This is a genomic window from Neisseria sicca 4320 (genome assembly GCF_000193735.1).
Taxonomy (GTDB): Bacteria; Pseudomonadota; Gammaproteobacteria; order Burkholderiales; family Neisseriaceae; genus Neisseria; species Neisseria sicca_E.
In genome coordinates this window covers 48,408-72,970 of record NZ_AEPF01000010.1, presented here as the reverse complement: position 1 = coordinate 72,970, position 24,563 = coordinate 48,408, and the positions used below count along the sequence as shown (strand labels likewise).

Sequence of the window (24,563 nt, the reverse complement as noted above, 5' to 3'; positions counted from 1 at the left end):
CTAAAAAAGGTCGTCTGAAAAGGTTTTTCATCGTGAGAACCGAATTTCAGACGACCTTTGTTTGTCGGTGTTCCCAGCGTATAATCGGCGCGTGATTTTCGGGCTGACAAAACATGGCGGCTGTGCGCCGCAATCCCGAAAAAGATAAAGGACATTTTCCACCATGCAAATCATTCATACCATTAAAGAATTACGCGAATGGCGCAAAAACGCAGGCAGCGTTGCCTTTGTACCGACTATGGGCAATCTGCACGAAGGCCATCTCGCCCTCGTTCGCGAAGCCAAAAAACGCGCCGACAACGTCGTTGTCAGCATATTCGTCAACCGCCTGCAATTCGGGCAGGGCGAGGATTTCGACAAATACCCGCGCACCTTGCAGCAAGACGCCGACAAACTCGCCAACGAAGGCGTAGCCGTCGTGTTCGCACCCGACGAAAAAGAGCTGTATCCCAATGTCGAGCAACGTTTCAACGTTGAACCGCCTAACCTTCAAAACGAATTGTGCGGCAAATTCCGCCCCAGGCATTTCCGCGGTGTCGCTACTGTCGTCAGCAAACTGTTCAACATCGTCCAACCCGATACCGCCTGTTTCGGCAAAAAAGACTATCAGCAGTTGGCGATTATCAAAGGATTTGTCGAAGACCTGAATTTCAATATCGACATCGTGCCTGTCGATACCGGCCGTGCTTCCGACGGACTCGCGCTTTCCAGCCGCAACCAATACCTCAGCGAAGCCGAACGTGCCGAAGCCCCGCGTCTGTACCGCGAATTGCAACGCGTCGCCGCCGAACTCAAAAACGGCAATCTCGATTATGTCGGACTGGAAACAGAAACCGTCCGCCGCCTGACCGAAGCCGGCTGGGTGGTTGATTACGTCGAAATCCGCCATGCCGAAAGCCTCGCCGTCGCCCGCACCGGCGACAAAGCCCTCGTCGTCCTCGCCGCTGCCCGCTTGGGAACGACGCGCCTGATTGACAATTTGGAAGTCAGCTTGGCTTGATTGTTGGAATAGAAAAAGGTCGTCTGAAAACCAAATGTGTTTTCAGACGACCTTTGTTTGCTTTATCGCTATATTTTGGAATATGGATAGCCGATATTATTCGACGAAACTAAATTTTAACAAAATAGATCTTAAGGCTTAAAAGCAAATAAAAGAGCCGATTTAGTTCTCTATTTTTTATAACCTACCTGTTCACAGCCTGTATTGCCGTTTTTGCTTGTTGACTTGGTTTTAGCCGATTCTGCATCAGTACATTTATAGGCATTGCCCAAGCTGTCCATCCAAACGGAAAGTTTGTAATCAGTACCGGTTTTCGGAGTGGCGAAAAGATAATAAGCCCTGCTGTTTTTAGCGTCCTTATTTTTCATTTCACCGCTGAAGTCGTATTTGGCAGCGACCTCGGGCGCAGCTTTGTAGGTCTTAACCAATCCCGTATCTCCCTCAATTTCATCTTTTATTTTAAGGGTAGGATTTTTGACTAATTCGGTTTTTAAGGCATTGTTAATAGCAAGCAGTTCCGTATGCGCTTGAGATTGATAGCCGCGTTCGATGTAATGGATATAGGAAGGGTAAGCGATGGTACTGAGGATGCCGATGATAGCAACGACAATCAGCATCTCGACCAGCGTAAACCCTTGAACTTTAGTGATAGACGTATTCATGATTTTATCTATTTATTCGTTGGCCACATAGGATTGCAGCATAACTACCGTATTTTCGTTTTTTCCCCATGCTTTGGCGGTAACGCGATAAATGGTACGGTTGTCGGTAGAATTGGTGCTTAGGTATTCGATGATGTAACACGCATCTTTTTTAGGTCTGCAATTTTTTTTAGCTCCGCTATTTTTGCCAGGATAGGGGATACCGTTAATATCAATGCACTTAACTTTATCTTTGCCACATTCTCTATGCCAAGCCTCTTCAGTGGAATTCCCTTCTACTATTACTTTGCCTGTGGTGGTGGTATATGGTTCATTGGGCTTCGACGCGGGGAGTGATTTCGCTTTACAAAGGCCATTTGTACAATCATCATCAAAGGTTGTTGTTCCATCTTCAATAGAATAAATATAGTTCTCACCTTCACGCAATGCCGCTTCCGCAAGCGTGGTAGCAAATTTATGGTCGGCGTCATTTGTACTGATACGCTGCTCGGTATTATAGGACTGGGTCGCAGTAACGACGAGCAAGGCGATGACGATCATGATCATCAGGACGATGAATAATGCGAAGCCTGTTTGTGCAGAGGCTTTAGCAGGATGGTTTAAAGTAATCGGTCTGCGCATTTGTTTCCTCCGCGTACAGTCGCGTTGATTCGATAGATTTGGACTTCATTTTTATCATTGTTTTTGCCTACATTGATACTGTTACCTCCGTTCAACAGGATCTCGATGGAGGCAGGTGTTTCTTTATTGGAAAATTCTTTAGTATATTTGAATTTTTCGTCTTTTTCCTGACTTGTTCCCTGATTTTGTGCATTTCCAGCAGTGGTGGGGGTAGGGGCTGATGCGGCTTCACTTCCTTCAAAGGTCTCAGGGCATTCTTCAGTATAAAAGTAATGGATGTCCATATTTTTTATTCCCTTAATCAGCAACTGCGGATTACTCCATGTACCGTTGTCAGCCAGTTGGAAACGGTACAAACCTTCTTGCCCATCTACTTTACCAACAGCGTAAGCATTTACCTCATGTTTCATGATTGAGATATTGCCTGCTTGGGAACTATCTGACTTTAAAGCTGCTTTACCATCGGTGATTTTCGTTCCTGGCTTGGTAATGTTAGTACAATTGCTGGCAACTGCAGTTTCTGCAGGCGGATCTTGGGCATCTATGCCGTATTGGAAAATCAGTGCTTTTCCACTCGGTGTAAAGTCCTTTAAGCCTAAAGAGTCTGTTTCTCTGACAGCGGGAAGTATTGATCCAGTACCCTTGAGTTTGAATAAATCTGCGGAACCGAAATCTTGAATAACGACTTGGTCATCGAAGCCTGACATATTGAAACAGCCAAAGTTACCAGCCATACGGGCATCACGCACAATTTGGTTGGATGCGTTGCGCAAATCCTGTTGGACGTTTAGACGGGAGGTTGCAGCGGTGTTCAGGCTGCGGGCGGTAAAATAGCCCGAGCTGACGGCCAGCAGGACTATCATGCTCAATGCGCTTGCTACAAGGAATTCAATCAGGCTGAAGCCTTGCATACCTGTTTTTACCGGAATGTGTGGGCGGTTTTTATTATTCATTATCTTTCCCTTATGCGTACTTGGTAGGTGTAAACAATTGGTTCATCGGATTTGCCGCTTGCTGCTTTGTCGCTTTCTGCATCTTTAAGCCATAACACTTTAATAACAGTATCAGCATCTGCCTTTTTGTCACAATGAGAATTAAATGATCCATCGTAAGTAGGCTCTTCATTAGAACTGTCTCGGCAGATTTCATAATGAAATTCGGATTCAGGTAAAGCAGCACGCAAGGCTTGATCGAATTGTGCGATCTGTGCTTTTGCTAAACTTTTTTTGCTCATGCTGGTTGTGGGATCTAATTTTTCGTTTTTGGGATTATCACTAGAGCCGGCAGTAATGTAATAATCAATGTATGTTTTACAAAATCCACGCTGACCATTGTTACGAGTGCATTCTTCCAGCCTTGGATTAATCAGCATACCTTCAACTAAGTTTTGGGTAAGCTGGGATACGATGGTTTGCCCTTCCGCTTCGCGTACGCTGGAAACGGTACGCAACTGGATGGCGAGTAGGGCGAGTACGCCGATTGCGAGGACGAACATGGCGACCAAGACTTCAATTAAAGTCATACCTGCTTGGTTAGGTTTGGAAAAATCTGAATAACGGGTTTTGGCGAAACTCGCTTTGCTCGTTTTCAGACGACCTTTTGTATGTAATGTTATGTATTTCATAGGATGGTATTTTTATTTTTTGGGTTCGGGACTTTGAGATTCTGAATATTGGCAAAGGGGTCGCGAATCTGATTTGGCGCAGATTTCGACTCGACCGCTGCTGTCGATAAGGACGATACTGGCGCGGGATTTTTTGGTTTCTTCGGTCGTTGCGGCGGAATCGGTCATGCTGATTTTGATGTAGCCGTCGGCGTATTTGAAAGTTGTTGATTTATCCAGTGTTTTAGAGGCGGTATAGCCGAATGTGCCGTTGGGCATAAATGACCAAAATACGGCCTCACCGTCATCGGCATTATCTTTTCCAAATGCGACGTGTTGGAATGTATGGGAAACTTTGGCAGGGTCGGTACCGTTGAGGACTATGGAGCGCAAAGAAATATCGCTTGTGTCATTCTTATAGGCTACGTCCCGATTTGTATCGGCATAGGCGAGCAGGCCGCTGCTTTTTTGGCTGCTGTCGCATGTGCCGTCAGCCAAGCCGTGTTTTCTAACTTTTACGGGACAGACATAGACAGGGAGATTGAGGCGGACTGCTTCGGCTCGTGCGAAACGCAAGAGGTTTGCCACCTGCTCTGCCTGACTGGCAGCGCGGCGGGAGGCAATCCATTCGCTCATATTGGGAAGGGCGATAGTGGCCATGATGGCGGTAATAGCAATCACGACCAACAATTCGATTAAGGTAAAACCTTTTTGTTGTGCGTACATGAGTGGTAAAAACGTCTGGAGTTAAGTAATGTGTTTTATCATCCGGCTTAGAATATTTTTATCGCCGGAATTATGCGGTTTGGTTCATTTTAAACGATATTGGGATGGATTGCCTAATAAAATATGAAATTTGCTTGGTTTTCAGGCTGATTTGTCTCAATCTTCCATCAATGCGGATTCGGGTATGTGGGCTGCATTATCGAATTTGGTAAATTGCCCCATCCAAGTAAGGAATACTTTCCCGACGGGACCGTTACGGTGTTTGCCGATAATACATTCTGCGATGCCTTTCATGGGCGATTCTTGGTTATAGTATTCGTCTCGGTACATAAACATAATCAAGTCGGCGTCCTGCTCGATGGCACCGGATTCCCGCAAGTCGGACATCATCGGGCGCTTGTCGGTACGCTGCTCTACGGTACGGCTCAACTGCGACAAAGCAATAACGGGAACTTGCAGCTCCTTCGCTAAGGCTTTGAGGGAGCGCGAAATTTCGCCGAGTTCAGAGGCGCGGTTGTCCGAGCGGCCGGAACCTGCCATTAATTGCAGGTAGTCAATTACGATTAAGCCCAATTTTCCGTTGAACTGGCGCGCAAGGCGGCGGGCGCGGGCGCGCAATTCGAGCGCGGTCAAGCCCGGTGTTTCATCAATATACATAGGCGCATCGGAAAGCTTGACCACAGCTTCATTCAGACGACCCCAGTGTTCATCTTCCAATCTGCCCGTTTTCAAAACGCTCTGATCAAGCCTGCCCACCGAACCCAGCATACGCATCACCAGTTGCGCGCCGCCCATCTCCATCGAAAATACGGCGACAGGCAGCTTGCCCTCTACGGCAACATGTTCCGCGATATTGATGGAAAAGGCAGTTTTACCCATAGAGGGACGACCTGCCACAATAATCAAATCACCGGGCTGGAGACCTGAGGTTTTTTTATCCAAGTCGATAAACCCTGTTGACACACCGGTAACTTCATCCGGATTATCGCGTGAATAAAGCATGTCGATGCGCTCGACTACTTCCTTCAAAAGCGCAGGCATTTCGAGAAAACCTTGTTTGGACTTGGCGGTACTTTCTGCAATTTGGAACACCTTGTTTTCCGCTTCATCCAAAAGCTGCCCCGCATCCCTGCCTTGCGGATTGTAGGCACTACGGGCAATTTCGGTACCGACTTCCGCAAGCTGGCGCATGATGGAACGCTCGCGCACGATTTCGGCATAGCGGCGGATATTCGCAGCGGACGGCGTGTTTTGCGCCAAAGTAATCAGGTAATTGAATCCGCCCGCCGCCTCCAATTCTTCGTTACGCTCCAAACTTTCCTGAACGGTAATCACGTCGGCAGGACGGCTTTCATTAATCAGATTGGCGATGGCGCGGAAAATCAGGCGGTGTTCGTGTCGGTAGAAGTCTTCACCGGTAACCACATCGGCGATTCTGTCCCAAGCCGAATTCTCGAGCAAAAGACCGCCCAAAACGGATTGCTCCGCCTCCATCGAATGCGGCGGCAGCGACAACGCGCTGACTTCGCGGTCTTCAGACGACGTATCGGGATAATCGTTCATGGCGGCAATCCTAAGTGAATGGAAATTGGAAACCGTTATTATAGCGCAGCGCAAGTTTAACTGGTTTCTCTGATTTAAAGCAGGTAAAATAACGAAGCTGTCCGGTTTATACCGAGCAGCGGACACTACCAAAAACAAATAATTTAGGAGCACTAAAATGGAACATAAGCTGCCACAACTGCCTTATGAACTGGACGCATTGTCCCCGCATCTGAGCAAAGAGACTTTGGAGTACCACTACGGCAAGCACCATCAAACCTACATCACCAATCTGAACAATCAAATCAAAGGTACCGAATTTGAAAACCTGCCTTTGGAAGAGATTGTGAAAAAATCTTCAGGCGGCGTGTTCAACAACGCAGCCCAAACTTGGAACCACACCTTCTACTGGCTGGGTTTTACGCCCAAAGGTCAAGGCAAACCTTCCGGCGAGCTGGCCGCCGCCATCGACGCCAAATGGGGCAGCTTCGAGAAATTCCAAGAAGCTTTCAATGCTTGCGCGGCAGGCACTTTCGGTTCAGGTTGGGCATGGCTGGTGAAAACCCCTGCCGGCGAATTGGATTTGGTTTCCACTTCCAATGCGGCAACTCCGCTGACCACTGAAAACACTCCGCTGCTGACCTGCGACGTATGGGAACACGCCTACTACATCGACTACCGCAACAGCCGCCCCAACTACCTGAAAGGTTTCTGGGAAATCGTCAACTGGGACGAAGTCGCCAAACGCTTTGCTGCTTAAATAATCGGTTGATATGAAAAGGTCGTCTGAAAACTTGGATTTGGGTTTTCAGGCGACCTTTTGTTGTTGCTTATGATTTCTCTGATATTTTAGAAATATTGGAAATGGCTGAAACTTCAGAAACTTGGATTAGTTCCTGTCAATAAGATGAATGGCAGCGCAAGTTTGGTAACACGATATATGCCTGCTTATTTCCATCATAGGCAACCGAAGTAGATGCAACTTGTTTAAACATTTTATAAACGGATTTTAAAAAATAAACGTCGTCTGAAAGATACAGTCTTTCAGACGACGTTGGTGTTTCAGACATTGATTAAAACGGCGTAATTAAGCCAAGCCTTTTTTCTCCAGATAGCTTTCGTAATCGCCCAGATAGTGTTCGTAACCGCCCTTGCCGTCCAGCTCGATAATCTGGGTGGCGAGCGAGGAGACGAACTGGCGGTCGTGCGACACGAAAATCAGCGTGCCGTTGTATTTCTCCAGCGCCATGTTCAGCGATTCGATGCTTTCCATGTCCATGTGGTTGGTGGGTTCGTCCATAATCAGCACATTGGGTTTCAGCAGCAGGAGTTTGCCGTAGAGCATACGGCCTTTTTCACCGCCGGAGAGAACCTGCACTTTTTTCACCACGTCGTTGCTGCCGAAGAGCAAACGCCCCAAAGTGCCACGGATGACTTGTTCGTCGTCGCCTTCTTGGCCCCATTGGCGCATCCATTCGCTCAGGTTCATATCGACATCGAAGTCGTTTTCATGGTCTTGAGGGTAATAGCCGACGTTGGCTTTTTCCGCCCATTTGATGGTGCCTGCGTCGGGGGTGAGGCCGTCTGAATATTCGGGGTTGAACGCGCCGGCAAGGAGTTTCAGCAGGGTGGATTTACCCGCGCCGTTGGGGCCGATGATGGCGAGGCGCTGGCCGGCTTCGAGAATGAAGCTCAGGTTTTTGAACAACTGGGTTTCAAAGCGTTTGGCCAGGTTTTCGACTTCTACTGCCTGACGGTGCAGCTTGGCTTTTTCATCGGCTTCAAAGCGGATATAAGGGTTTTGGCGGGTAGAAGGTTTGACTTCGACCATCTCGGCTTTGATTTTGTCAGCCTGTTTCAGACGACTGGTTGCCTGACGGGCTTTGGATTTGTTGGCGGAGAAGCGGGCGACGAACTCTTGCAGCTCTTGCAGTTTTTCTTTTGCCTTGGCGTTGTCCTTCAGGGCGCGTTCGCGCGATTGGGCGGAGGCGAGCATGTAGTCGTCGTAGTTGCCCGGATAGATGGTGATGGTGTTGTAGTCCAAATCCGCCATGTGGGTGCAGACTTCGTTCAGGAAGTGACGGTCGTGCGAGATGATGATCATGGTGGAGTCGTATTGGTTCAACACACCCTCCAGCCAGCGGATGGTATTGATGTCCAAGTTGTTGGTCGGCTCGTCAAGCAACAGCACATCAGGTTTGGAGAACAGGGCTTGCGCCAGCAATACGCGCAGTTTGAAGCCAGGGGCGACTTCCGCCATGGTCGCATTGTGCAAGTCTTCGGAAATGCCCACGCCGCTCAACAGTTCGGCGGCGCGCGCTTCGGCGGTGTAGCCGTCGTATTCGGCGAACTTGGCTTCCAGTTCGGCGGCTTTCATGTAGTCGTCTTCGGTGGCTTCGAGGTTGGCGTAAATCGCGTCGCGTTCGGTCATCGCCGCCCACATTTCGGTGTGCCCCATCATCACCACGTCCAGCACGCGCATGTCTTCGTAGGCAAACTGGTCTTGGCGCAGCTTACCCAAACGCACGCCGTTTTCAATCGCCACTTCGCCCGCAGTCTGTTCCAAATCGCCGCCGAGGATTTTCATGAAGGTGGATTTGCCCGAACCGTTCGCGCCGATCAAGCCGTAGCGGTTGCCTTCGCCGAACTTGACGGATACGTTTTCAAACAGCGGCTTCGCGCCGAACTGCATGGTAATGCCGTTGGTAGAAATCATTATTGGTAAAACCTTTATAAATATAGATAAACAGGGTGTTATAATCGCCGGCGATTGTAGCATATTTTGTATAGGTCGTCTGAAACGGGGGCGGAGGAAATGGAAACCGAAAAAATCTATTACGCCGTGATTATTCTGTTGTGTGCCGCATCCATGCTGCTCAGTCCGTTTTTCTATATCCGCCGAACACGTTCGGGCGCAGAATTGCGCCGTGCGCCTAGGCAATGGAAGCCGATTATTATTGCGAATTTGGTGATGATCATTGCTTTGGTGGCATGGTGGATATGGTTTTGATGATTTGATGAAAGGTATAAGAATGAATAAATTGATTTTTAAGCACATTACTGCTCGCATTTTCCGTCGTAGCAACGGCATCCCCCGTATTTGAATGTATCGACAAATCAGGGCGTAAAACCTATACGCAGACCGGCGGCAAAAACTGCAAACCGGGCAATATCGGCAGACCTTCGGTTTATACCTCCGCCGCACCGTCCGCACACTCGGCATCAGCAAACGCTGCTTCAAGAAACGTTCCTTCCGAACAAATGCCGCTTCCGCCAGCCGGAGCAATACCCGGTTCGTCTTCGGCACAAAACGAATTGGCTCAGGCACAGAAAAATCTGGAAGAGGGCAAACAGGTCCGTTATGGCAACGAGCGCAACTACGCCCGCTATCAAGAACGGATTAAGGGCCTGGAAAATCAAGTGAAAGCCGCGCAGGAGCGGGTTAATGCGGCAAACAGCATGGGCGGTGAAGGTGAGATGATGCCTGAGTATTGATGGAGGAAAAGATGTCAATAAAAAGGTCGTCTGAAATACCGTTTTCAGACGACCTTTAGGTTTGTTTTAACGAGGCATGCCGCGTTCCCATGCGCGGCGGGCGCGTTTGCAGGCAAGCTGTTCTTTCCAATTCATGTAGCGTGCTTTGAAGCGGGCTTTCATGAAGTCGTCGAACTTGCGCTGTACGGTCAGGTTCCAAAGGCTGTGTGCCTTAACCGCCCAGCTTTCATCCCATGCGCGCAGGGAGATGGAGAATGAGCCGTCAAGATATTTCATCCAATGCCACCAGCCGGTCGGCATGAACAGGGTGTCGCCGTATTCCAAGAAACATTCGATGCCCTCGACGCCCTCAAGCTCGGGGAAGCGTTCGGTATCGGGGTTGTCGACGTGGTAGTCTTCCAGCGCGTAAGTGGCGAAAGGAATGCGGAACAGACGCTCTTTCCATTTGTAATCGAACAAGATGATGTGTTTCTTTCCGAAATGCGTATGGAAGATGTGTGCCATATCGATGTCGTAGTGCAGGAAGGTTTCCGAACCGGCACCGCCGAAAAACAGGGTAGGGTATCGGTCTAAGAATCCGCCCATCAGCTCTTTGGGGAAAACGTAATCGTTCAGCAAGGCGGGAGCGTGTTTGATGGGGTCAAATAAGAAAATCCGCAAATCCGTCGGCTCGCGTTTGATCAGATCGATATAGTCGCTGAAGCGCATTTCCGTACTGGCGGCGTTAATCGGCGCGGAAGGGTCGGCTTTGGCGCTGTCGTACAAGGGGACGACGATATCGCCGATGGTTTCTTTCATATAGTCCAGCGACCATTTGTCGCGGGCGGGCCAGTTGCGGGTCAGTCCTTTGATGACGACAGGACAGCGGGGCTTGAGATAGTTTTGATAAAAATCTTCGCGACTGATGTTTTCTACAACATCAATCGGGGTAAGTTTGAAACCCATAAGCAAATCTCTTTTTGGAATGTAAGGCTGATTTTAAGTGGATACTTCGGAATGTGGCAAGCAATGTTTCAGACGACCTGACGCGAATCAAAAATCGTGGTTGTGATATTATGGCGATATAAATATTCCGTCCGAAACGCTTATGAACGATGCAGACGATTATTTGGGCAAGATGCCTTTTTTCATTGTATTCCTCGACCCGCTGCACACCGACTTCCACAGCAGCGGCAAGCCTCTGAACGAATACATCGCCCGCCATCCGCTGATGCACGACAAGCTGCACCGCCCGGCTTTTGCCGCCAAAGTGTTGGAAATGGCGGCAAATAGCTGCAATATGCGTGTTTTTGTCCGCAAAGCGGACGCGCTGATTAAGCATCCGCTGCATTATATCGTCCGTAACGGCGTTTTTCGAACCGAAGAGCAGATGTGGGCGTTTATCAACTCGCCTGAAAACATCGCCGCCGTCAAACAACCCTAAAAGGCCGCACACTCATGCTTTTGTTCATTGATAATTGTTATTCTCGTTCGCAGTAGTCCGTATTAAATCTTATCGTTTTGAAAAATTTGAATTTAACGCTACTTCTTGTCCGTTTTTGTTCGCGTCAGTGCGTGGCAATCCTTAAAAAAAGTGGGTATGATTGTGGGTATCCCCTCACACATACCCGCTTTTTTTATGCTTAACGATACCCAAATCCGCAAGGCGAAACCAGCCGAAAAGCCTTATAAATTAACCGATTCCAATGGTTTGTATATCGTCATCAATCCAAACGGCTCAAAACTATGGCGGTATCGTTTCAGGCTTGACGGTAAAGAGTCTGTTTTCGCTATCGGCGCATATCCTGATATATCGCTGGCTGAAGCGCGTGAAAGGCGCAAAGAAGCGCGGCTGCTTGTCCAGCAGGGAATTAACCCAGCCAAAGACCGAGCCGAAAAGAAACGCCAAAACGCGCGCCAAAACAGAAACACGTTTGAAGCCATCGCCGAAGAGTACCTGGCATCTAAGGCAATCAGCGATGGTAGTATTAAAGCCATACATCGTATGCTTAAAAAATACGCCTATCCAATCATCGGAGACACGCCGATAACCAAAGTAACGCCGCGTCAGATTATGGAGTGTCTCGACGTTTGCAAAGACAAAGGCGTTATTGTGTCGGGTATATACACCCGCCAACACATGAGCGCAGTATTTTTATACGCGATCCGAACAATGAGGGCGACAAATGACCCGACGTTGGCTTTTGCCGGGTATCTCAAGCGACCCGAAATAACCCATGCCAAAGCCATGACCGCCGAACAAATCAGGGATTTTAAAAGAAGCCTCGCAAGCTACAATGGGTCGTTTGTCGTCAAAAAAGCGGCGCAGTTGCTTTTATACACAGCAGTCCGAACTATTGAGGCAAGGCGGGCTGAATGGGTTGATATTGACCTATCTGCCGCGATTTGGCGCATCCCCGCGAACAAAATGAAAAAGTCGAGAACGCACGTCGTGCCATTGTCGTCTCAGGTTGTCGAGTTACTCAAAGAGCTACACGCGGTTACGGGAAACGGGCGGCTACTTTTCCCGAACAGTAAACGACCCGATGATATGCTGTCGGCCACAACCATAAATAGAGCATTGGAGTACATGGGACTGACAATATCGGGGCATGATTTTAGAGCGACACTTGCAACCAACCTATCAGAGATGGGATATGAGCATGAGTACATCAAGGCGCAGCTTGCCCATGCCAAAGACAATCAAACAGATGCGGCATATTTTCATGCCAAATTTATCACGCAACGCCGCCAAATGTTGCAAGATTGGGCGGACTTTGTAGATAACCTATAAATAAATTATCATACAAATCATAAAGTTATGGAATTTATGTGGAATAATCAAAAAACCTCTTGCATTACCGCATTAAACGCGGTAATATACACACATCGGCAGACAACACAGACCGCCGAAACATGATTAACAAACTGACCGCCATCGGGCGGATAGGAGCAAAAAAAATGAAATTCTCAATAAACGTCATCAAAACGGAAAAAGTTGAAGTAAAACGCCAATATGAAACTGTTACACGATTTAATCGAATCAACACGGGCGAAACAAAAGAAGTGGAGTTCAAACCTGAACAAAATCTTTTAATTGTAGATGGGGAAGAATTTAATGTGCATGAAGTTTCATTCAAATTTATTACAATTGGAAATGAAAATATTAAAACAGCCCAAATCATGACATACAAAAACGGGGAGCAACATTTATTCTACTCTCTTGATGTACCGGCATTTTGGGATATGTTTGATAATTTAAATTGGGGCAAAAAAGTTTTTGGTGGTTATATCGCTAAATAAATAAAAATAAAAGCCGCCTGCTTTACTCAAGCGGCTTTTGTTTTATAGGAGGACGATATGGCAAAAAACCGAACAAGCATCACCGAGCGGCTCAAAAAGAACCATAAACGAAAGTCGCGCCGCGAAATGGCGCACGAGTGGGCGCATAAATGGGAGCAGGACTATTTATCTTTGCTCTCGCAAATCAAACAGGCTATCAGCAAAGGACACGATGACGAGCTTATCGACTTATTTGCCGATTTGCGCGCTTTGCAGCAGCCTAAGTTCGAGGCATTACATCGGGTAGTAGATGAGCTAATCACACCCACACGGGAGCTTATAGATGATTGATAACGCCGAATTAGGCTATACGCCTGCGAACCTCAAGGCATTGCGCCAACAATACGGCCTGACGCAACAAGATGTCGCCAATATAACAAAGGTATCCTTAGCGACCGCGCAACGATGGGAGGCAAGCCCAAAACAAAAAAGTTACGCAAGTATGCCGCACCAACAATGGCTCATATTGATGGGTTATGTGGTATGCAAATGAGGATAGACCGTCTGAGATTTCAGACGGTCTTTGCTTTATATTTGATGAGACTGTCAACTTTTAATTGACAGTTCGGACAATGCCTTGTGCCGTGCCTTGCAATCATTATACAGATGGACGACCTGTAACGACCACGGCAGTATCTCCGCCCCTGTTCCGCCCTCAAGTTTAGGCAGTTTGGGGCATGGCTGCACCAAATCGGCAGGTGGTTTAATCGCCGTCGGCAATGGCGGCGTTGATGACTGACAACCCATCAGAATCAAGACAGGTATTCCGATAGACAGTTTTTTCAATAATTTTAGGCATTTGAACATATCTAATCCTTTCTTTTCCCTCGCGCACCGCTTTTCCTGCCTGATATACAGTAGAGGTTTCGCGGTCTTCTTTAGCTTTTTCAATCGCGGCATCTTTCAGACGACCTGAAATTTCAGCAGCCATTTCATCGCGACCGCGCCGATATTCCGCTTTGCGGTCGGCTTGCCAAGCACCGATGATGATTGCAAAAACAACTAAAACCGCAATCAATTTCCAATTTCTAAGCAACGTTTGAACCATAATTCCAACATATCCTTATAGGTTTTAATCTCACGTTCGGCAAACTCAAAAGCCGCTAGGTCTGCGTTTTCGCTGGCTTCGCGGCTTTTTTCTTGTCATTCCGTGATTTTCTGTTTTGCAAAATCAACGGGATTCATGCCCAACCTCTAAACGTGCAGACCGGGCAAATAGACGGTTTTCCCGCCTTTTTTGGTTGCGGTCATGATTTGGTTACGCATTGGGCTATTACGGCGGAAACCAACATGAACCCATGCGCCATCCCCGCGTTCCGGGAACTCAAGAATCAACTGGTCGAACGTGATTTTCCCTTCGTCACGCATTTTGATGATTTCTTTCGCAAACGCCAAAGAAGTTAAGCCGATGGCATCGCAGTCAGCAGCCAAGCCGAAACGGTGGGCGGACGTTGGCGAGCCGCCGACAGCCTTATTCACACGCTCACTACGAAAGCATGAAGTTACGACAATTCCGCGCCCAACATAAGCGCGTATTTTTTCAAGCTGCTCCGCCGTGTATTGGATGTTTGCCATTTCAGCAGAGGAGGGCGTATTTTGAAGACCTAAACGACGCGCTGTTTCGCTTCGTGTCAGTTCTTTTAAGCTAAAGTGTTCAGTGATTTGCATTTCTTATCTCCAAATAAAAAGTTCGCCTGAATTTCAGACGACCTGTTGTTGAACTAATCTTTATCGACGAATTTACCCGCCGTTTTCTTGACCCATTTAGTCATAATGCTTGGGGCTAGGCTTTTCACGGTATCCATCGCATGACCTGTCAGGATGCCGACAAAAGCACCGGCTACCGCGCAAGTCCATACTTGATTAACCATCAAAAACCGCTCTGCTACTGCCGCCGCTGCAACCGCCGAAATCAAGGCTTCGAACAGGCTTGATACAGGTGCGTCATGGTCTTTCATACTTGACCAAACGCTACCGACGATGCCGCCCCCTATGGCAAACAGATAGCCGAATTGAAAAAAATCGTGCATCATTCCCCCTTTTGTTTTCGTTTAAATTTATCCTCTGAAAACAAGAATTTAAGTGAGTTATTGCCAGCGAGTAAGCAAAGGAACGCCAAGACGGGCGGGATGACCATTCCTGTATGTGCAGGCGGATAGGCAGCCCAAAACGCATATGCCGTCAAATACCAAATAAAAGCTGATATCAACAACATATAGCCTGACAGAACCTCCCCTTTGAATGTCTGCCAGTACATTGCCGCCAACTGCAACACGCCGACGCCGCCGAATACCAGTATCAGCGTCAGTTCCGAAATGTCTTTGAACTTGTAGTAGATGGGCCAGTTGTAGATGTCGTTCGGCGAAAATGCAAAGACCAGCGCATAACCAATCATCGAACACCCGCTGACAAACTCAACCGCCCGCGTCCCCGTGCCAAACAACCAACGCTGAAAGCGAACGGGAAGAAATCGAAGCTCAAAGGCGTATTTAAGCCATTGAATAGACTTGCTCATTTAAAAACCTCCATAAAAAAGGCCGCCCTTTCAGACGACCTGCCACTTACACCAATTTAAAATCACGATTCATCTGTTTCAGCAGCTTCGCTATATCCTTTTTATGGACAAAATCGCCGCCCGTTGTGTTGATAATAATCGTGCTGTTATCGCCACCTGACTGACCTGCCATTTCACGGATTGTCTGCGCGTGTTCCGCAGGTAAGACCATCTCGTTTTCGTGCAGTTGGGTCAGCGGGTTGATGCCTGCCGGGATATCCCAGCCGCCAGCCGCCGATGGAATCCGCGTTGTAGTCGTGGTTGTTGAAGAGCCGCCACCGCCCATCAAACCCATTACAGCCGCCATCATTGCCGCCATCGCTGCAACGGCAAGAATAGGACCGACATACGGAATAGACGCTTGAGAAGCCGCCGCACCTGACGCCGCTTGAACGGCATTACTACCGACGACCGCCGTCGTTTCCGTCGCTTTGGTCGCCGCAGTCTTAGCCGCAGCCGCCGTTTCCAGCGTCTCTTTAGTCCCGAAAATCATCTTATAAATCGCTGATTCCTGAACCATGCGCTGTAACATACCCGCAATCGGCTTTCTAACCATTTCCTGAATAAAGGTTTGCCCCATACTCTTGAAAAAGTTATTCATCGCCGTTCGGAAATTCTGCGTCTTCGACAGCATGGCAGAAAAAGCCTGCCCCATCTGTTGCTGTGCTTCTTCCCAAACGTTTTTCCCGCCGTCTTGCAGCATTTCCATGACGTTGGGCGCATCTTTTCGGCGTTGGTTTTCACGCTTGCCCTGATTCTTGGTTTGCTCGCGTTCGTGACCTTGCCCAAGTTCCGCCATTTGCTGTTTCAGCTTGTCGATAGCTGATTGGCTGTATGTCGGGTCTTGTTCGGCAAGTGCGATCCGTTCTTGCAATGCGTCATAGGCGATTTGGTACCGGAGATTTTCAAACTCGATTTCCAAGTCTAGGCGTTCGAGTTGCGAAATGCGCCCAGCGGCTAGGGCTTGGTCTGCCGCGTCCTTTTCCATATCCAGCTTGTGCTTATCCAGCTTCTCCCATGCCGCCACCTGATTGATTTTGGCTTCTGTCGATTGCTTGGATAGCTGGTCTTCGAGGGTCAGGATTTTCTCACGCAGTTTCAAGCCTGTTTTACTGCCTGCGTCAACCGTTGCCAGTTTCGCGCGCCAGTAAGCGGCTTCCCGCGCCAAATCCCATTCTTGATGATTCAGCGTGTCTCGCTGCATTTCACGGTGTGCCAGCTTTTGGGCTTTGATTTCTTCTTCCCATGCCTGCATCGGGTCTTTGGCTGCGCCGGCATGACCGCCGCCGCTTCTGCCCTTACGCCCGCCGCCTTTGCGACCACTTCCACCACCTCCACTACCACCACCACCACCTGACGGGACGCGGGATTTCGGTATGCTCCCACCTCCGCCACCACCGCCGCGCATGGCTTTTCGTTCGTGAACCAGAGCAGCGCGGGCTTTGATGTTGTCAACTGCGCTTCCAACACGGTCTTTTGACATGCTGTCAGAGATTCGACCGCCAAGCCCGCCATCGTCCATCCTTTTTAGGTCGACGTTATCCAGCTTTTTAATGCCCGAACCGCCGACCATCGACGCGGCTTTGTTGGCAAAGTCGATCATGCTGTTAATCATGCCGATTGCCTTGTTTACCATCCACTCAATCGCGGAGATAAACACGTTGCCGATAGATTTGCCGAGATTGGCGAAGAATTGCGGCATATTGTTGGCGGCTTCGCGAATCAGCATCCAGCCGGTCGCAAACGTGTTCACGAAGGCATTTACCGATGCGCCGATGACGCTTGATATGATGCCCATCACACGCTCGAACAAAGCCGACCAGCCGCCCACGCTTTCGCCAAGCCAGCCCGTCAGCCCGTCAAACCATTCCCTTATTGCGCCGATGGCTTCGCCGATGGTTTCCGTGATTGCCTGCCAAACCGCCTGAATCACGTCAAGCAGATTCGACCAGCCCCCGCCGAAAACATCTATCTCATCGCCAAACTGCGCAATCAAACCGATAACCGCGCCGATGGCAACCGCAACCAGCCCAAACGGATTTGCAAGCATGGCAGCATTTAAGCCGATGACCTGCGCCGTCGCAGCGGCAATGGCAACCGCAAAGCCCGCCATAATCGGGACGACCAAATTCAGGTTATCCGCAATCATTTTGATAATGGAGGCGATGCCGCTCATTGCGCCGCTGTCGTTCAGCAGCTTGGAGACCATGCTTTGCCAGTTGTTCGAAAACACCGTCAAAGCCTGACCCATCGTCATGGGCATTTTTGCCGCCTGCTCGCCAAATTTTTCCGACGCGCCCGATATGGCTTTGAAAATCACATCCGCCGTCAGTTGTCCCTCGCTGCCCAGCTTTTTAATCTCAGCGCGGGATTTGCCCATATATTCCGCAATGGTATCCAGCAGGATAGGGGCGGCTTCGGCAATGGATTTAAATTCGTCGCCCTGCAATACGCCGCTGCCCAAAGCCTGCGATAACTGCATCAACGCAGCCGCTTGCTGTTGCGCTGCCACACCGCCGATTGTCATCGCGTTATTTGTCGCTTCGGTAAATTGCAAGATTTCCTGTTGCGTGTAGCCGTAGTCTTTCAAGGCACGGCTTGTCGAAACGTACAGGCTCGACGTTGATTCAAGCGATGCACGGGTATTGTTCGCTACATCCAAAAGCTGACGTTGGACGGCCAAATACTCGCTTTCAGACGACACCACCTGCCTAACTTGGCTGTTTATCGACTGCATGGCGTCGGCGGTATCAAGCATGGATTTCGCAAAAGACACCGATGCAAATCCCGCCAACAGCGTGCCGATTTTACCCAGCCCGCCCGCCGCCTGTTCTGCGACGTTTTCCGTCTTGGCAAGCTCCGCGTTTAACGCTTTGACCTTTTCCCTGCCGTCGCCGATACTGCCTGAAAAATCGGACATATCAACGTCAAACGCCTTTTCCATCGATTTCTGCATTTCGGAAAAGCTGCGCGTCAATTCTGATCGCACCTGACCGATAGCGTTTTCAATCTGCTTGGAAGCATTCGACGCAGAGTTTGCTGCCTGATTAAAACCCGCAGCCGTGCCGTTCTCGACGGTTATCTTGATTTTGGTTTCTAAATCGCTCATACGACCGCCCATAAAAAAGCCCGTGAATCATCACGGGCGTGGTTTCAAATTTAGATTAGGCTTCGACCAGTTCCGCGCCTGAAAAGACGCTTTGTTCGTTCTCCTGCTCAACCGCCTTGCCGTACAGCCATGCGCGGGATACCTCGCCTTCTTCAGGCAGCACGTTGACGGCAATCGAGTGGGAGCAAAGCGGATTCCGACCCGCTTCATACGCCTTTTGGGACACATAGCCGTTAAGCGTCGCGGTCGCGCTGCCGTATTTGTAGTCGATACTGACATACTCAATCACATGGTGGCTTGCAACCGCCCCCGTGATTTCGTCTTCGATTTCATGCTTAATTGCGATAACCATTTAAATCTCCATAAAAAAGCCCCTTTCGGGGCGTTTGTTAAACATATTGCAGAACGTCAATATATCTCAAGATGACAAATTTGTTTTGCGTGTAAAACTTTAATACAGGCGATTGCAAAGGAGTTTGCCATTCTCTACTCAGGCCAGTATCAACATTACCATTACCGGCTACACCAATATCATCAATACCTAAAGAGTGTTCCATCTTGTAATAAAACTTGTAGCCCGTATTGTGCTGGTGGATGGCATTAAACCTGATACCCAGTATGTTCTGAGGCAAAGGCAATGATTCCCACGAGCCGCCATCTTGTATATGCTCGTCCTTGTATCTTATCCAGCGTTTATTCTGGGAGAGCCGATGATACAATGGGTCGTTATTTACTATATAAGCTGTCTGTAAAACTGGATAATCCTCCTTAAAATATCCACTATTAATCTGAACCTCAATCAAATTCGTGCCGCTTACCTGGGCAGGATACCAGCCAAAAGAATATGAAAGAAAACTCTTTGAATCGGTAGAATATTTATCATTTAAGATGCTACGTTTAGTTATGATTGAACTATATTCTAAAGGAATATTCACTCCATTCAGTCTTAGTTTAGCAATATCCTGTTTTGCCGGATTCTTATTCATTTCTACCAGTGCGGTACCTGCAATATGCCACATCATCGGCACCCCCTCAGCCGGGAACTCAGCCCGCCAAATATTACCTATGCGCTCCATAGTACGTACCCGGAAAACGTCGCCTTCGATATGGGAGGCTTTCATAACCCCGTTAAAATACCCGGAATCGGCTTCAATGCGACCGCGAATAACCGCATTATTAGCCGTCAAAATACCTTCGGGCGTCACCGTGAAATTACCGTTACCGATATTCAAGTTACCGCCGCGAATATCCCCCAAATCCGAAGATATTGCCGACAAATGATTCACGTTCAGGCGGTCGGCGTTAATGCCCGCCGCTCTGATTTCGCGCGAATCAATACTGCCTGCGATAATCCTACTGGCACCAATGCTGTTGACACGGATTTTGTTGCCGTCAATATCGCCGACATTAAGCCTGTCGATGATGGCTTTGCCGTTTACCACCAGCTCGCCGTTCACACCGACACGGTTTTGCTGTGTGTCTACCGTAAAGGGAAAAGCATCTTCTTTGCCCGGTGCGCCGATACCGAAACGGTCGGCGTTGACAATGAATTTGCTTTCAGGCGTGCCGTTTCTCGGCGTGGTTGCCAAGCCGTAGCCCGCTACCTTACCGTTGACGTCAACCTTGACCGTGTATTGCGCTTCTAAGCCGTTGATGCTTTTCGCATGGGTTTGTACCGTAGCTTTATTGCCGTCAGCGGTTGATTGGGCTGTTGTGATACGCTCGCCAAGCGATTTAATGTCGCCCGTCGCTTTGGCCAGTGTATTTTGTACAACCTGAACCGTCCCGCTGATTTCCTGCAAACCGTCATTGTCTTCAGGCGCAGGCGTCCAGTCGGTCGCTACCGTTCCGCGTTCCAGCTTCACGCCCGAAACCTTGATGGCATCGGACGTCTGATAACGCGCTTGAACAATAATTCCGCGAACGGATTTAACTTCTTTGGCAACCGTGTGTTTGGCAACAAGACGCTGTTTCAGCGTTTTGGTCGTACCGCTGACGGCTTCGTCGTACCATGCGCCAAAATAGCCGACCGAGTTATCGGCATAGGTAACGGAAAATTCCGCGCCGATTCGCGGGTAGGGTTTGGCGTGCGGTGATGTAGCGTTTGTCAGTTCGATATCACACGAGATAATCAGATTATCGCCCTGTTTCAGTTCCAAATTAGGGGAAACGTCAATATTGACGGACTTGGTCTGATTATTCCCACTGACGGCCAACACTTTTGCGTTATTGCCTGTCGACAGGGCGTAGTTTCTACCGCCCACTTCAAACGCATCAAACTTGGAAGAAAGGGTCTGGACTTCTCGCTTGCTGTCTTCCTTCGCGTTTTTGATACGTTCGTTGACGCTGCCTGTGCCGTTGCTGTCAATCAGGTTGATTTTATCGCGCAATGACTTGTTCAGATTGCTTTCCGACAGGTCGGTCGTATTGACGTCATAGACGGTAAAAGCCACGCTGTTGCTGACTTTTAGGGCGTCTTTACCGAAGCTGTCATAGCCTGCCGCGCGTAGATGATAGGTCTTTCCTTTCTCCAGCGGGCTGCCGTTGCATTTTGCAATGGTTACAAACGTTTCCGCACCGTCATAGACTTTGTTTGCGTCAGTGGTCGGTACAGCTGCGTTTTCGGAAACCCAAATAATAATCCCTGCAAAGTCTTCTTCAGCGGGTTTTTGGCAAGTAAAAAACGCCTGTTTCAAACCGCTGTCGATAGCGATGCCTTGCAATGCCTGCAGTTGCGGATTTTGCGCCGCAATTTGCGCCCAGTTGCCCGTCTTGCTGGTAACGGCTCGACCGCGAACTTTGAAAACAACATCACGCATCTGCCCGCCGTCGGCTTTCATATCCGCTTGAGTGTAGGTGTAGCTGTTGTCCACAATACCGCTGATTGCGCGTAAACGGCGTTGGCTGTTGCCTGCGTAGATTTCTATGTCGTAGGTATCTGCCCCGTCCAATTTATCCCAAACGATGACGGCTTCTTTGCCGTATGCCCAAGATGATGTCAGACGCAAGTTTTGAATCTGACCCAGCGGTGCGCCCTTGATGGTGTAGGAATACGCGGGAACAGACGATAAATCTTGGATGCCACCGCTGAAAACGTTGTACGAAACCAGCTTGACCCAAACCGTGCGACCAATCCAGTTACGCGGAACGGTGTATCTGAACAACGTATCATCAATGCGCGCAAACTGGCTGCCAGCCGCATGGCTGTCAATAGCGGATCCATACGCGCCGCGCGTCAGGTTGCCCAGCGTGTAACGACCCACGCCTTTCAGTTCAGCGTTTGTGTATGCCAAAAACTCGCCATCAACATAACACAACGTCAGCAAATCGCGGCTGTCCTGCTCCGTACCGCCTGTGATTTGCCCGGCGGAAATTTCCACGCTCAGGGTGTTGGTACGGTCGAAAACCGCACCATTCGGCAAAGCAGCCGTCAGCGAGCCGAAACGCGCTTTGTGATTGACTGCGCCGACGCGCGTGTAGCTGTCGCCGTCGGTTGACACCCACACTTCAGCACCGCCCCACATATCGCCACCGGCGGTTGCCATCCAAATTTGCGGTTCGCCGCCTGTCAGTTGCAACGGGGCTTCAAAGATAACAGGCGCATGGGCATTACCCGGCGAAACGTTGTAGTCTGCCGAATAGCCCAAAGACGGCTGCGTTGGGTATTCTGACGTTGTGTAAACGCCGACAGGGTAGTCTTCTGCCTTGATAGAGAGGACACCCTCTTCATCCTCTTCAATTTCCGTGATTCGGACGGGCGTTTTATTCAAACCAAGCCCTGCGTCAGTCAGGGTTACAATGTCCATCGGTTCAAGCAGGCAGTATTTCCAGCCAAGCTTAAACTCATATTCATTGCGGACATACAGGGCGCGCTGCAAGAGTTGCTGGGCTACTTTTTGCGCGACCTTGCTGTTACAGATACCGTGCATTTTGACGGCTTCTTTCGGGCGCAATCCGTACTGCTCGATGTTCGCTTGGTCTTTCACTTCGGCGATGGCGACGTTGTAGTCATTATCACGGTCGAGATACTCGACTTGGATTTGATTAAACGCGTCGGCATTGGTTTTTCGCTCGACGCTTACAGGGTCTTCCGCGCCTGAGACGATAAAATCGTCATCGGTCAGGTCGTATAACGCCTTGTTGTCGGCAACATAGACCGCACCGTTGCCCGAATAATTGCCGTCGCCGTAGGGGACGATTTTCAGACGACCTTGCGAAAACACCGCTGCGCTATTGGTCTGCTCCAGCAGTTCGGAAATGTTCCGTTGCGCCTCGCCCTGTTCTGTGTAGGCGGGGCTTAGAAAAATACCGACCGCGCGGCAATAGTTGCTGTATCGGTCGGTATCGCCAATGCTGTCAACGGGAAATCCGCAGCCGTAGCGTTGGTTTGTCAGCAGGTCTCGGATAATTTCGCGCGGGTTTGCGTCGGGAATGTTGCCGGAGTAGCCCAGTTTCCCGATGACCTCGAAATTGTGTTGGTAGATTTGCGCGGATTTCGTCAGTTCGTAATTTGGGCTGCACAGGTAGGCGGTGCCGGAATAGTTCAAGGCTTGGTTTTGGTGCTTCGCCTGCGCCAAATGCGTCCACAACGGCTGTTCGTCGCCGCCGCGCATAAGCGTCAGGCGCAATTGTGCCAGCGAATCGAACTTTTCCTTATCACGCCAAATACGACCGACGCCTTGAATTTCGCCCTCACATAAAGCAAGCATGACGGCGGCTTCGTAGGTGTAAGCAATATCGACTTGCTTCACACCGCCGCCGCCTTTACCGCCTTGCTGTGTTGTGGTCTTGTTTTCTATGGTAACAAAGTCGCCGTACCAAATCAGGTTTCCGGCTACACGGGTTCTGCCGTAGATGACAGGCAGGGTAAGCCCTTGCGACGATTGTTGTACCTGTAACGATAAAATCCGTTCTTCTGCCGATGTAATGGTTGATGATTTACCGCCCATAGAAAACCTCTAAATATCAATCTACTAAATGCGCCTCGTACCACAAGCCAAGCAAAGAGCCTGCGTAGTTGGTTGCAATATCGAAACCTGTTTCTGTCGCGTTTGCCTGATAGGTCAGCCGTGCTTGTACGGTTACCAAGTCCAAAGTCACTTTGACAAACGGCTTTTTGCTGAACGGTTTTTTGAACTTGACCGTCATAAATTCATTGTTTGCAGGATTTGTCAGGAAGTCCGCCCGCGCGATATACGCCGCCTGATACTCTTTGCGGGTGTCAGCAATTTCATCGATACGCGCTACGGCGGCGGCAAGCTGTTTTCGCAAGTCGCTGTCGTCGTATGTTGCACCACCGCCCTTAGGCAGGTCAGAAAGTTGCTTCTTGACGGCTTCCAGTTCTTTTTTGATTTCGGCGTCGTCATACGGCGCGCCGCTCGGCAAAGCTGCTACCGCCTGCCTGATTCGTGACAATTCCTGTTTGATTGCTGTGTCGTCATAACTGCCGCCACCGCTGCCACCGCTACCGCCGCCAAGCCCGTAGGCTGATACTTCAATGTTCATGAAATGCCTCCAACGTAAAAAATTTCACTTCGCGCCCGTCAAGTTCGGGCTGATTGATGTCGTCCAAAACCACGCCGCGCCCGATGTAGCTGTGGATAATCTTGCCGTCGCCAACCAAAATGGCGGAATGACTAAACGTGCGCCCGAACTTCCACATAGCAATGTCACCGGGCTTTGGGTCGTCCGTTTCCTTGCAAAACTTGGCGATGACTTCCAAATACCGCTCCGTGTCGCGGTGTAGATGCCAGTCACGGGAATATTTGGGCGGCGTGAAGTCATCGGGGACGATACCGACCGCACCGTAAACTCCGACAAGCAACATGGCACAATCCACGCCCGCGCCCTTGACCATTGCGAAATGATGATAGGGCGTACCAAGCCATGACCGCGCCTCTTCGATGATTTGCTCTCTCAAATCCATTTCA

Annotated in this window: 26 protein-coding genes and 1 pseudogene; 9 read left to right on the top strand and 18 right to left on the bottom strand. The window is 49.4% G+C overall.

Going from position 1 to position 24,563, the window contains the following annotated elements; translation table 11 throughout:
- Window positions 1-163: 163 nt before the first annotated feature.
- Complete coding sequence (gene panC, locus NSCA4_RS0101000; RefSeq protein WP_016686422.1) at window positions 164-1,000, top strand: pantoate--beta-alanine ligase; 837 nt, start codon at window positions 164-166, stop codon at window positions 998-1,000.
- 170 nt (window positions 1,001-1,170) lie between these two features.
- On the opposite strand, the gene NSCA4_RS0100995 is transcribed toward panC, so the two are convergent.
- From NSCA4_RS0100995 to dnaB, 6 genes are all read right to left on the bottom strand, one after another.
- On the bottom strand, window positions 1,171-1,662 hold the full coding sequence (locus NSCA4_RS0100995) for a PilX family type IV pilin (protein ID WP_016686421.1): 492 nt from the start codon (window positions 1,660-1,662) through the stop codon (window positions 1,171-1,173).
- 12 nt (window positions 1,663-1,674) lie between these two features.
- Window positions 1,675-2,283, bottom strand: coding sequence for a pilus assembly PilX family protein (locus NSCA4_RS0100990; RefSeq protein WP_016686420.1), 609 nt, complete (start codon window positions 2,281-2,283; stop codon window positions 1,675-1,677).
- Window positions 2,262-3,236 (bottom strand): PilW family protein, encoded by a 975-nt coding sequence (locus NSCA4_RS0100985; RefSeq protein ID WP_016686419.1) that lies wholly within the window; start codon window positions 3,234-3,236, stop codon window positions 2,262-2,264. The genes NSCA4_RS0100990 and NSCA4_RS0100985 overlap by 22 nt, the downstream gene beginning before the upstream one ends.
- Window positions 3,236-3,907 (bottom strand): type IV pilus modification protein PilV, encoded by a 672-nt coding sequence (gene pilV / locus NSCA4_RS0100980; protein WP_029609430.1) that lies wholly within the window; start codon window positions 3,905-3,907, stop codon window positions 3,236-3,238. The genes NSCA4_RS0100985 and pilV overlap by 1 nt, the downstream gene beginning before the upstream one ends.
- A 12-nt stretch (window positions 3,908-3,919) precedes the next feature.
- Window positions 3,920-4,612 carry a GspH/FimT family pseudopilin gene (locus tag NSCA4_RS0100975; protein ID WP_016686417.1) on the bottom strand — a complete coding sequence of 231 codons (693 nt, stop codon included), beginning with the start codon at window positions 4,610-4,612 and terminating at the stop codon, window positions 3,920-3,922.
- Window positions 4,613-4,768: 156 nt separating this feature from the next.
- Window positions 4,769-6,175, bottom strand: coding sequence for a replicative DNA helicase (dnaB, locus tag NSCA4_RS0100970; RefSeq protein ID WP_016686416.1), 1,407 nt, complete (start codon window positions 6,173-6,175; stop codon window positions 4,769-4,771).
- A 157-nt stretch (window positions 6,176-6,332) separates the two neighbouring features.
- Here dnaB and NSCA4_RS0100965 point away from each other — a divergent pair, with 157 nt between their 5' ends.
- The gene (locus NSCA4_RS0100965) at window positions 6,333-6,914 is read left to right on the top strand and encodes a superoxide dismutase (protein WP_016686415.1); all 582 of its coding nucleotides are present in this window, start codon (window positions 6,333-6,335) and stop codon (window positions 6,912-6,914) included.
- 327 nt (window positions 6,915-7,241) lie between these two features.
- Here NSCA4_RS0100965 and NSCA4_RS0100960 read toward each other — a convergent pair whose 3' ends face one another.
- The gene (locus NSCA4_RS0100960) at window positions 7,242-8,870 is read right to left on the bottom strand and encodes an ABC-F family ATPase (RefSeq protein WP_016686414.1); all 1,629 of its coding nucleotides are present in this window, start codon (window positions 8,868-8,870) and stop codon (window positions 7,242-7,244) included.
- A gap of 99 nt (window positions 8,871-8,969) precedes the next feature.
- Between NSCA4_RS0100960 and NSCA4_RS0100955 the strand changes: the two genes are divergently transcribed.
- Both NSCA4_RS0100955 and NSCA4_RS0100950 read left to right on the top strand, forming a co-directional pair.
- The gene (locus NSCA4_RS0100955; RefSeq protein ID WP_016686413.1) at window positions 8,970-9,164 is read left to right on the top strand and encodes a hypothetical protein; all 195 of its coding nucleotides are present in this window, start codon (window positions 8,970-8,972) and stop codon (window positions 9,162-9,164) included.
- Between the two features lie 7 nt (window positions 9,165-9,171).
- Window positions 9,172-9,649: pseudogene (locus tag NSCA4_RS0100950) on the top strand (DUF4124 domain-containing protein).
- Between the two features lie 66 nt (window positions 9,650-9,715).
- Here the strand turns inward: NSCA4_RS0100950 and NSCA4_RS0100945 are convergent.
- Window positions 9,716-10,594, bottom strand: a complete 879-nt coding sequence (locus NSCA4_RS0100945; protein ID WP_016686411.1) for a cupin-like domain-containing protein — start codon at window positions 10,592-10,594, stop codon at window positions 9,716-9,718.
- A gap of 142 nt (window positions 10,595-10,736) precedes the next feature.
- On the opposite strand from NSCA4_RS0100945, the gene NSCA4_RS0100940 reads away from it, so the two are divergent.
- The 5 genes from NSCA4_RS0100940 (at window position 10,737) to NSCA4_RS0100920 (ending at window position 13,463) form a co-directional block, all read left to right on the top strand.
- Window positions 10,737-11,072, top strand: a complete 336-nt coding sequence (locus tag NSCA4_RS0100940) for a hypothetical protein (protein ID WP_016686410.1) — start codon at window positions 10,737-10,739, stop codon at window positions 11,070-11,072.
- Window positions 11,073-11,228: 156 nt separating this feature from the next.
- Window positions 11,229-12,422: a tyrosine-type recombinase/integrase gene (locus tag NSCA4_RS0100935; protein ID WP_016686409.1), complete on the top strand. Its 1,194-nt coding sequence runs from the start codon at window positions 11,229-11,231 to the stop codon at window positions 12,420-12,422.
- A 122-nt stretch (window positions 12,423-12,544) separates the two neighbouring features.
- Window positions 12,545-12,931, top strand: coding sequence for a hypothetical protein (locus tag NSCA4_RS0100930; protein WP_016686408.1), 387 nt, complete (start codon window positions 12,545-12,547; stop codon window positions 12,929-12,931).
- A gap of 57 nt (window positions 12,932-12,988) precedes the next feature.
- Window positions 12,989-13,261 carry a hypothetical protein gene (locus NSCA4_RS0100925; protein WP_016686407.1) on the top strand — a complete coding sequence of 91 codons (273 nt, stop codon included), beginning with the start codon at window positions 12,989-12,991 and terminating at the stop codon, window positions 13,259-13,261.
- Complete coding sequence (locus tag NSCA4_RS0100920; protein WP_016686406.1) at window positions 13,254-13,463, top strand: helix-turn-helix domain-containing protein; 210 nt, start codon at window positions 13,254-13,256, stop codon at window positions 13,461-13,463. Before NSCA4_RS0100925 ends, NSCA4_RS0100920 begins: the two co-directional genes overlap by 8 nt.
- Before the next feature lie 53 nt (window positions 13,464-13,516).
- Here the strand turns inward: NSCA4_RS0100920 and lysC are convergent, their stop codons facing one another.
- The 10 genes from lysC to NSCA4_RS0100875 all read right to left on the bottom strand — a co-directional run bounded on the left by lysC (window position 13,517) and on the right by NSCA4_RS0100875 (window position 24,559).
- Window positions 13,517-13,717: an Rz1-like lysis system protein LysC gene (gene lysC, locus NSCA4_RS16320; RefSeq protein WP_438284936.1), complete on the bottom strand. Its 201-nt coding sequence runs from the start codon at window positions 13,715-13,717 to the stop codon at window positions 13,517-13,519.
- Window positions 13,674-14,018 (bottom strand): hypothetical protein, encoded by a 345-nt coding sequence (locus NSCA4_RS0100915; RefSeq protein WP_016686405.1) that lies wholly within the window; start codon window positions 14,016-14,018, stop codon window positions 13,674-13,676. The genes lysC and NSCA4_RS0100915 overlap by 44 nt, the downstream gene beginning before the upstream one ends.
- A 146-nt stretch (window positions 14,019-14,164) precedes the next feature.
- Window positions 14,165-14,638 (bottom strand): D-Ala-D-Ala carboxypeptidase family metallohydrolase, encoded by a 474-nt coding sequence (locus tag NSCA4_RS0100910; protein WP_016686404.1) that lies wholly within the window; start codon window positions 14,636-14,638, stop codon window positions 14,165-14,167.
- Between the two features lie 53 nt (window positions 14,639-14,691).
- Entirely contained in the window at window positions 14,692-15,003 is a 312-nt protein-coding gene (locus NSCA4_RS0100905) for a hypothetical protein (RefSeq protein WP_016686403.1), read from the bottom strand.
- A complete protein-coding gene (locus NSCA4_RS0100900; protein ID WP_016686402.1) occupies window positions 15,000-15,485 on the bottom strand; it encodes a hypothetical protein in 486 nt (161 codons plus the stop codon). The genes NSCA4_RS0100905 and NSCA4_RS0100900 overlap by 4 nt, the downstream gene beginning before the upstream one ends.
- A 46-nt stretch (window positions 15,486-15,531) precedes the next feature.
- A complete protein-coding gene (locus NSCA4_RS0100895; RefSeq protein WP_016686401.1) occupies window positions 15,532-18,645 on the bottom strand; it encodes a tape measure protein in 3,114 nt (1,037 codons plus the stop codon).
- Window positions 18,646-18,688: 43 nt separating this feature from the next.
- Window positions 18,689-18,985: a hypothetical protein gene (locus NSCA4_RS0100890; RefSeq protein ID WP_016686400.1), complete on the bottom strand. Its 297-nt coding sequence runs from the start codon at window positions 18,983-18,985 to the stop codon at window positions 18,689-18,691.
- Window positions 18,986-19,022: 37 nt separating this feature from the next.
- Window positions 19,023-23,582, bottom strand: coding sequence for a phage tail protein (locus NSCA4_RS0100885; protein WP_016686399.1), 4,560 nt, complete (start codon window positions 23,580-23,582; stop codon window positions 19,023-19,025).
- A 16-nt stretch (window positions 23,583-23,598) separates the two neighbouring features.
- Window positions 23,599-24,138: a hypothetical protein gene (locus NSCA4_RS13275; RefSeq protein ID WP_016686398.1), complete on the bottom strand. Its 540-nt coding sequence runs from the start codon at window positions 24,136-24,138 to the stop codon at window positions 23,599-23,601.
- On the bottom strand, window positions 24,128-24,559 hold the full coding sequence (locus NSCA4_RS0100875) for an NlpC/P60 family protein (RefSeq protein WP_016686397.1): 432 nt from the start codon (window positions 24,557-24,559) through the stop codon (window positions 24,128-24,130). Before NSCA4_RS0100875 ends, NSCA4_RS13275 begins: the two co-directional genes overlap by 11 nt.
- Window positions 24,560-24,563 lie beyond the last annotated feature (4 nt).